This window comes from Thomasclavelia sp., from assembly GCF_017889095.1.
Lineage (GTDB): Bacteria > Bacillota_I > Bacilli_A > Erysipelotrichales > Coprobacillaceae > Thomasclavelia.
The window spans coordinates 1-9105 of sequence record NZ_JAGHEW010000140.1; the positions used below are offsets into that span (position 1 = coordinate 1).

At 31.5% G+C, this 9105-nt stretch carries 10 protein-coding genes and 2 tRNA genes; 2 read left to right on the forward strand and 10 right to left on the reverse strand.

Annotated elements, in window-relative coordinates:
* Positions 1–209 precede the first annotated feature (209 nt).
* The 8 genes from J7M77_RS06520 to J7M77_RS06555 form a co-directional block, all read right to left on the reverse strand.
* Positions 210–1694 (reverse strand): fibronectin type III domain-containing protein, encoded by a 1485-nt coding sequence (locus J7M77_RS06520; RefSeq protein ID WP_296877028.1) that lies wholly within the window; start codon positions 1692–1694, stop codon positions 210–212.
* Between the two features lie 166 nt (positions 1695–1860).
* The gene (locus J7M77_RS06525; RefSeq protein ID WP_296877029.1) at positions 1861–2628 is read right to left on the reverse strand and encodes a MurR/RpiR family transcriptional regulator; all 768 of its coding nucleotides are present in this window, start codon (positions 2626–2628) and stop codon (positions 1861–1863) included.
* Positions 2629–2830: 202 nt separating this feature from the next.
* Positions 2831–4162, reverse strand: a complete 1332-nt coding sequence (locus tag J7M77_RS06530; protein WP_296877030.1) for an MATE family efflux transporter — start codon at positions 4160–4162, stop codon at positions 2831–2833.
* Between the two features lie 13 nt (positions 4163–4175).
* On the reverse strand, positions 4176–4823 hold the full coding sequence (locus J7M77_RS06535) for an HAD family phosphatase (protein WP_296877031.1): 648 nt from the start codon (positions 4821–4823) through the stop codon (positions 4176–4178).
* A 127-nt stretch (positions 4824–4950) separates the two neighbouring features.
* Positions 4951–5940, reverse strand: a complete 990-nt coding sequence (locus J7M77_RS06540) for a rod shape-determining protein (protein WP_296877032.1) — start codon at positions 5938–5940, stop codon at positions 4951–4953.
* 106 nt (positions 5941–6046) lie between these two features.
* The gene (locus J7M77_RS06545) at positions 6047–6691 is read right to left on the reverse strand and encodes a M23 family metallopeptidase (protein ID WP_296877033.1); all 645 of its coding nucleotides are present in this window, start codon (positions 6689–6691) and stop codon (positions 6047–6049) included.
* A gap of 44 nt (positions 6692–6735) precedes the next feature.
* Entirely contained in the window at positions 6736–7638 is a 903-nt protein-coding gene (spoIID, locus tag J7M77_RS06550; RefSeq protein ID WP_296877034.1) for a stage II sporulation protein D, read from the reverse strand.
* 44 nt (positions 7639–7682) lie between these two features.
* A complete protein-coding gene (locus tag J7M77_RS06555) occupies positions 7683–7883 on the reverse strand; it encodes a DUF1146 domain-containing protein (RefSeq protein ID WP_296877035.1) in 201 nt (66 codons plus the stop codon).
* A 70-nt stretch (positions 7884–7953) separates the two neighbouring features.
* On the opposite strand from J7M77_RS06555, the gene J7M77_RS06560 reads away from it, so the two are divergent.
* Positions 7954–8490, forward strand: coding sequence for a GNAT family protein (locus tag J7M77_RS06560; protein ID WP_296877036.1), 537 nt, complete (start codon positions 7954–7956; stop codon positions 8488–8490).
* A 16-nt stretch (positions 8491–8506) separates the two neighbouring features.
* Positions 8507–8902, forward strand: coding sequence for a hypothetical protein (locus J7M77_RS06565; protein WP_296877037.1), 396 nt, complete (start codon positions 8507–8509; stop codon positions 8900–8902).
* Between the two features lie 48 nt (positions 8903–8950).
* Here the strand turns inward: J7M77_RS06565 and J7M77_RS06570 are convergent.
* A tRNA-Glu gene (locus J7M77_RS06570) sits at positions 8951–9026 on the reverse strand.
* Position 9027: 1 nt separating this feature from the next.
* Positions 9028–9103 (reverse strand) — tRNA-Asn (locus tag J7M77_RS06575).
* Positions 9104–9105: the final 2 nt, after the last annotated feature.

Consider the following 9105-nt stretch of genomic DNA (forward strand, 5'->3'; position numbering starts at 1 on the left):
GCTTTAAACTGGGCATCTTCATTTGCATCATGTTGTTGATTGAATAAATCTTGTAAAACAGTATCAATTTGTTTTACATCATCATGTGGTGAAAAAATAATAGTATGATTACCAAATAGCTCTGTTTCTAAAGAAACAAAACGTGATACATCTGAATATTCCGCTTCATCACTTAATTCTTGGTTATTACCATTATTGATAGCAACAACTCAATAATAATTTTCGTATTTATTACCTGTCAAAGCTACTTCAATTGAAGTATCACTTACCAATTTTTCAATATTACTATATGTACCATAAGCACTTTTAGCCCATTGCAATTGATAGTGAGTTGCATTTTCACTTGCATCCCAGCTTATTTTTACTTTATCATTACCTACCTTATTAAGTTTAATATTTGTAGGTGTCGCTGGTTTTTCACCAACTCGAGTTTTAGCACTTACTTCATTACTTTCACTAGATTCATTTCCATTTATAACTTTTAATTTAAAACTATATTCATTACCAGGTTTTAATCCCGTAACCTGATAAGCACTTTGTTTTGTCAAAGTATCGATTTTACTATAGAACTGATCATTTGGTCCTTTTTGATACAATTCAATTTCACTATAAATACAAACTGGATTAGTCCATGTTAAATCTAAAGTCGTTTGTGTGCGACTAGCACTATCAATCGTTAAATCATCGATTGTATTAGGAGCCACATCACTATGAACAACAAACTTCTCCCGATCAGTTAAACTATCAATCGTTTTATCGGTTAATGCTAATTCATCATGTTCATTTACTGTAATATATTCATGAGTATATGAACTTCTTAAATATACCTGTCCATTTCCGGCTGGTTCAATTACAATTGATTCCCAACCACCAGGATTAGTTTCTTTTCCAACAATCGCACTAACCGCCCCATCTTGCCAGTTAGCCGAAATAATTACCATATTAGGATTACTTTTAGATTTTAAAGCAACAGTGTTGATAGCACCAGAAACATCGCTCATAATATAATTATCATTAGTAGTAAATTCAGGCATAAACTTTTCATTATCACTAATATTATTAATATCTCCAGTTACTTTTACTGGCTGTAAGTTTTGCTGGTTAGCAAAACTTACTAATTTATTAGTAGCTACATTTTCAATATAAACATATTCATCAACTACTGCAACTTCCTTAAAATTAAAGATTTCCGCTTCATCATCACTAACTTTATCTAAGCGTCCATCTTGATTAATTCCTAAATAAACTCCACTATTACTTTTTAACTTATAACCAGTATCAACTGGTTCAATCGTAAACTTATGATCATTGGCAACGCTTGTATCATAATTGAAAACAAAAGAAATACCATTACCTAATGTATTTTCACATTTTAATAAAGCTCCATTATTTCCAACTGAAGCAAAAGCATATTTACCATCATCCTGTTTACTGATATTAAACGCCACTTTAGCTTTAGCTTTGTCATTTGATATTTTGCCATCTACATATACAGCTCCACTATCATTCCAAGTTACTTCACGCACTTGCACTGCTTTATTAGTTGAGCTGGCTACAATAGCATAAGTTTTATTTTCATCAAATTCTGGAATTGATAACGGTTGAGCTACTACCGGCTTAATCGTTACTACTCCAAGTACCATTATTAGCGTTAAGACCGACGCCAATATCTTTTTCAATGTTTTCACTTTCATCCTTTTCCTTCCTTTCCAAGTTAATGTGCATTATCTTTTACTTTTTTAACACATTTACATCATATTTATAAATTACCATAATCTTATTTTTAATTAAATAATTTCGCTGATTCCTGTAACCCGTTACATTCTTTGTAACAAAAAAAGACTAATCATAACGATCAGTCTATAAATTCCTACTAGTAAATTTTAACGGTAACGATCTTTTTTGATTATTTTGTAATTCTCGTGTCACTCGTTCTAAAATATACATTACTGGTATTTGACAAGAGATATTATAAGTTTGTGGTAAGATAATATCTTTAATATAATAATTGATACATAAATCGCTCATATTACCAATTGTCGTGTTAGGCAAATTAATAATCGAAACGATTTTAGTATTTTGCCGCTGGTACATTTTAATTTGATCAATTATTTCTCTAGTTTCACCACTTTCACTAAGAACGATCAATAAATGTTTACTATCACCAGTAGCTGGTGGCGGCCAATATGGATCATCAATTCCCTGAGAAAAATAACCAACATTAGAAAAATAACGAGCCCCAAACTTCCCAAGCAAACCACTTGTCCCAATCCCCAAAAAAGTTATTACCTGAGCAGTTTCAACATATTCAACAAACTTTTTAATATCAGCTTTAAAATCATCACTGCGAGCATAATTAAAAAAATCTAAAATAAGATCAATTTCATCATCAATATCTGGTAACAGCAACCCTTCATTAAACAATTTTAATCTTGTTTTAAATTCCACAAACCCCTGACAATCCAGCTTTTGACAAAACCGAACTACTGTCGCCGTAGAAACATGGGTAGCTTTAGCTAAATCTCTAACTGACATTTTAATTACATCAGGTATATTTTTAATTACATATTGATAAATACTAGTTTCTGTTGCATTTAATAGTGCAATCTGCTTATATGTAAATAACATCAAATCACCTGCCATTATATATATTTTAATACATAAAAGTTGTTTCGACAATAAAACAAAGCCGGATTATTTAAAATAACCCGTCAATAAAAATAATCAATATTTCATAAATAACAATTATAAATAAGAACTATAATTCACTTATTTAAAAACAAATATAACCAGGAAATTATCCTGGTTATATAAAATTCCCTATTTATAATTAATGCAAATACACTTTTTTAAACCTAAAATAATATAAAACAAACAACAATGATGTAAGGGCCCAGGAAATTGGATAAGACACAATGATCATCTTAAAAGTAGTAAGAGTAACAAACAACACCCAAACTACTCTAAACAAACAAATTCCACCACAAACAAGTAGCATTGGTTTAAAAGAATCACCACAACCCCGCATTGTTCCTGATAATATTTCTACGATACAATAAGTAAAATAAAACGGTGTTAAAAAGTGAATTATCTCATTACAGTTTGTAATCAAACTAGGATCACTAGAAAATAAACTGCTTACTTGGCTGGCAAATAATGAAAGTAGACAGCTTAACAAAATAGCGGCTGAAAAGAACATCGCCAGTGACGTTTTAATTCCTTTTTTAATTCGCTGATGCATGCCAGCACCATAATTTTGACCCACAAAAGTAGTAATTGAAGATCCAAAAGCGCCTGATACCATCCAAAATAAAGCATCAATTTTAATATATACTGCCCAGGCAGCAATTGTATTAGTATCAAATAAATTAATTTTAGTTTGTAATAATAAATTAGAAATTGAATACATTGTTGATTGTAATCCAGCTGGTATCCCAATTTTGATAATCCGTTTTAAGATCGGATAATCAAAAGCAATTTTTCTAATTACTAATTGATAAGATTCAGTTGCTTTAATTAGCTTTCTAACAACTAATACAGCTGAAACAAATTGAGCAATGATCGTTGCTAAAGCCGCTCCCGCAATCCCAATATTTAAATAAGCGATAAAAACAAAATCGAAAACAACATTAATAATCGTACAAACAACCAAATAATATAAAGGTGTCTTGGAATCACCTACTGCTCTTAATATCCCGGCACCCATGTTATAAATAACTGAAGGAATCATTCCTAAAAAATAAATTTGCATATATAAAGCAGCATCCCCTAAAATATTTTTAGGTACTCCAAGCAAATCAAGACTTTGATAAGCAAACAAACAGCCAAACAAACTCATCAATAATCCACACACTAACGATAAAGCAAATGATGTATGAACCGCTTTAAATACCCCCTGATGATTATCACTGCCAAAATATTGAGCAATAACTACCGTTGCTCCTGATGATAAACCGACAAAAAAATTAACGACTAAATTCGTTAAATTACCGGTTGAGCCAACCGCTGCTAAAGCCGTTGTCTTTAAATACTGACCAACAATGATCGTATCAACAGTATTATATAGCTGCTGGAAAAAAGTCCCAATTAAAATAGGGACAAAGAAAACAAGTAACTGTTTCCAAATTACCCCATTGATTAATTTAGTATCTTGACTATTCAATTCATTTTCCCCCTTATTTAAACATTTCCATAACTTCTACTAGCGAATCAACAATCGCAATTGTTTCTTGTTCTTGTTTTTTAGTAGCTTTAGCCAGGTCTGGAACCATGATACAAGGAATATTGGCTCGATTTGCTGCTTCAACTCCTACAAAAGAATCTTCTAAAACCAATGCTTCTTGACTATCAATTTGAAAATGTTCTAACACTTTTAAATAAATTTCCGGATCCGGTTTTCTTTTATTTACCTCATTTCCACATATAAGATAATCAAAATAATCGATTAAATTTAATCTTGTCAATCGCTCAACTGTTAACTCACGGCTAGTAGCAGTAGCTACTGCTTTTTTGATTTTTAACTGATCTAGTTTTTCTAATAATTCAAAAGCTCCTTTTTTAACATCAATATGATTATCTAAAATACTTCTTCCATATATACTAACTTCATCCATAATATCTAATGAAAGTGAATATTTATTTAATTCCTGTAAAACAATTTCTTTAGATTCCTGTCCATTTCGTCCCACACAATTTAAAAAGATTGTTTTTCCTAAATCACTAACACCATGTTTTTTGCCTATTTCCTGCCAGGCTTGATACCAGACAATTTCGGTATCTAAAAGTAATCCATCAACATCAAAAATAACTAACTTAGGATGCATAATTCCCTCCATAAATATTTTTTGCTTTTAAATATTAGCCCCTCTACTTTAAAGTGTCAATATATCTTAATTCATTTTCACTTTCAGAAAATAAAAAAGTGCAAAGCAAAGCTTCACACTTAATGTTTTATTTTACGTAATGAGTATTTTCTAACATTACTCCGCAGCCATTAGCAACACAATTTAATGCATCATCAGCTACAAATACTGGTACACCAAGTTCGTTTTCTAATAAACGATCTAATCCTGTCAATAAAGCACCCCCACCAGTTAAGAAGATACCTCTAGATACGATATCGGCAGCTAATTCAGGTGGTGTTTGTTCTAGAACGTGCTTAGTTTCTCGAACGATTGTTTGACAAGTTTCTCTTAAAGCTAATTCAGTTTCATCAGCAGTAATTGTAATTGTATGTGGTAAACCAGTTACTAAATCACGCCCTCTAACTTCAAATGTTTCATCGCTAATTCCTTTGATTGCGATACCGATTTGCATTTTAATTTGTTCAGCTGTACGATCACCAATCAATAATTTATATTTGTCTTTAACAAATTTAATAATATCTTCATCCATTACGTCACCAGCAATTTTTAATGAACTGCTTGTTACGATATCTCCTAATGATAATACGGCAATATCAGTAGTTCCCCCACCAATATCGATTACCATGTTACCTGTTGGCTTAGAAATTTCTAAACCAGCTCCAATTGCAGCCACTTTTGGTTCTTCTTCAATAAATACACGTTTTGCTCCACATCTTTCAGCAACATCTTTGATGGCGCTTTTTTCAATTGAAGTAATATTTGATGGACAGCAAATCAAGATCGTTGGTCTTGAAAAGATTCCTTTTAAGTTTAATTTATTAATAAAATGAGTAATTAAGATTTCTGTAATTCTAAAATCAGCAATAACTCCATCTTTTAATGGTCTGATTGCTTTTACTCTTCCTGGTGTTTTTCCTAACATATCTTTAGCCTCTTGCCCTACAGCTAGAGGTTTTTTTGTTTCTTCATCTATTGCAACTACAGAAGGTTCATTTACTACGATACCTTCACCTTTGACATAAATTAAAATGTTTGCAGTACCTAAGTCGATACCAATTTCTTTTGATAATGCCATTATACGTCCTCCTTGTTTTTTCTTAACTATTGTACCATGATTTTTTTTATTTACAAGGTAAAAAACCAAATAGCGATAATTTTTTTAATTATCACTATTTGGTTGATTATACCGCGATTTTTGATAGCTCCTGATTGAAATATTTTTCCGGATTTAACGCCTGGTTATCTTTTTCTAAAATAAAGTGTAAATGATTCTTTAACTCCGACTCATAAACATTTTCACCACTAGTGCCAATCTTATCACCTTGTTTTACTATAGCATCTTTTTCAACACTGACTTCACTAAGTGACTGGTAAGTTGTAGCGACACCAGATTCGTTTGTAATCGTAACGATCCAGCCAAGCAAAGCATCATTTTCTTTTTTCGTAACCGTTCCTGAACAAGCAGCTTTTACTTCAAAAGATTGACCATTATTAGAAAAATCAATTCCTAAGTTAGGTCGATATACGCCCTCAAAGTAAACTAGCGCCTTTTCTAATTCTTCATCAGATAAACTAGCATCATAAAATTTTTTTACTATTTCTATTTTGTCATCAACTGGCTTGATCAACTTTTCACTAGGAGCCTGAGGATCTTCTTGATCCTGATTTTCATCTTTAGGGTCTTCTTCAACCTTAACAACCGCTGTATCACTATAAGGCTGATACTGATTGACGATCAACTGGACAATTCCAACCCCAAACAAAAAGAAGATAACTACTGCCGTAAACAAAAACACTCGCCGATTACGTTTAATAAAAAGTTTCATTATTTCACCTCATTTGTAGTGTTTCCACTAAAATTAGGTTTATACTAATTATTTACAATTTCAATATTAGTATAATAATGATTTAAAATCGTTTTATAATCACTGCCTTCAAGTGCCATGCCTTGAGCACCATATTGACTCATTCCGACACCATGACCACTGCCTAAAGTTTTAAAAACATATTTACCATCACGATATTCTATTTCAAAACAGCTTGAAGCAAGTCCTAACAGTTCTCGAACCTGTCGACCCGTATAATTTTTTCCCCCGACACTCAACGTAGCAACGCGACCACTTTTTTTATAAGCGATAATATTAAAATTAAGATCATCACAATTAAATTTTTCTTTTAACTGCGCTTTAGTAAAACTAACTTCACGACTATTACTTGGATCAATCGTTAAATCCCAATGACTATCAACGCTTCTTAAATATGGCAGGGCACTAGATTCAAAATAATCTTCAACATTTTCCGTCAAACCATTACTTGATGAAAAAAACAGCGCACTAATATAATTACCTTCATATTTCATTACTTCATTATTAGTTTGTTTAATTGCTGTAGTGATTTTTTGACAATACTCATCATATTTATCGCCCCAGTTTTTTTGCATCTGTTCTTTCGTTAAATAAACCTGGGAATTAGTTGTATTATCAACACTTAAATTACGATTATAAACAAACGTCCTGCTGGCAACGACTTGCGCTTTCAATGCTTCTAATTCAAAATTAGCCGGCATTTCCCCCGCCACTACCCCTAATAAATAATCATCTAAATTAATATAGTTGATTTTATCATCGATCGTTACAGCTACTTCAACCACTTTTTCTTCTTCACTAGTTTTACCATCAATTGTTTTTTCTTGATAATTATTTTTTACTTTAATTGAAAAAAAGACAACTAAAATAAAAAAAACAATTCCTATTTTAACACCTATCTCTTTCATATGATTACCTCAATTAATCATATGAAAGAGCCTTAATAATTATGTTAAAAATGAATTGTCGCAAATTCCAATAAAAACGAACCTAATAAATAACCAAGCACTAACGAACAAATCAAATAAAACAAATAAAACTCACGGACCTTACCTTTATGAATAAAATGATCATAATTAAAACAAGTCAAGCCCCACATTGATAACATTACTGATATTACATAAACAAACAGTTTAATAATCTGATATGACATTATTTTTCAACTCCTTAAATTAATATTAACTAGTATAACATGATTAAAAGAATATACAAGAGGTGAAAAAATGCAAATAAGACTACGTCCTTATCAAGAAAACGATGCTATCCAGTTAATGATGATGGCTAATAATGTTAATGTATCGATAAACTTAAACGATAACTTTCCTTATCCTTATACTCTAGAAGATGCTAAAAATCATATTTTATTAACGAAACAAACTAATATCCCCGTTTTAGAATTTGCCATAACAGTAAATGATTTAGTATGTGGGGCAATCTCCCTAAGCTTTGGCCAGGATATTTATAGTCATCTAGGTGAAATTGGCTATTGGCTAGGTGAACCGTACTGGCACCAGGGGATTATGCAAAAAGCTATGTCAATAATGCTTAACTACACTTTTACTAATTATGACATTCAAATTATTATTGCCCGCGTATTTACTCGTAATAAATCAAGTATTCGCTTACTTGAAAAAAATCATTTTAATCATGTGGTTACTTTTAAAAAATATGGTTATAAAAATGGTGAATTTTTAGATATCGAACTTTATCAGTTAACTAAACAAGATTACTGGTTATCTTTACAAAAAGAATGCATATAATAAAGCAGGTGATAAAATGAATAATACAGTCTTACAAAACTTAATTTACAATCAGCTCTATGCAGCAGCTAACTATGAATTAATTGCCACAATTGCACCAACTAACGAGATTAAAATAAAGCTCCAAAACTATTCTGCTGACTGCAAAAACAATGCAACTTATTTAGATAAGATTTATCAAGAAGAAAATACTTCCAGTTACCATCCAATTATTCAAAAGCCGCAGTTTCATGGCAATTTTGTCGAATCAATAAAATGGATGTTAAATTATGAAGGCGATTCGAACCGCTTATTTTTTATTAACTCATTTTATGATGTTTACACAACTAGTCAGCGGCAAATCTTAACTTATATTGCCGGCATCTTAAATAATCATGCTATTGGATTAACTCATATCTCATTTACAAATTAATCATAAAAACAAAAAAACCAGAACTTAATGTTCTGGATATTTTTTAAATGGTGACCTGTACGGGATTCGAACCCGTGAATGCATGCGTGAAAGGCATGTGAGTTAACCGTTTCTCCAACAGGCCATGGCGCTTGAAGTAGGACTCGAACCTACGACCGATCGGTTAACAGCCGATTGCTCTACCAACTGAGCTATTCAAGCAA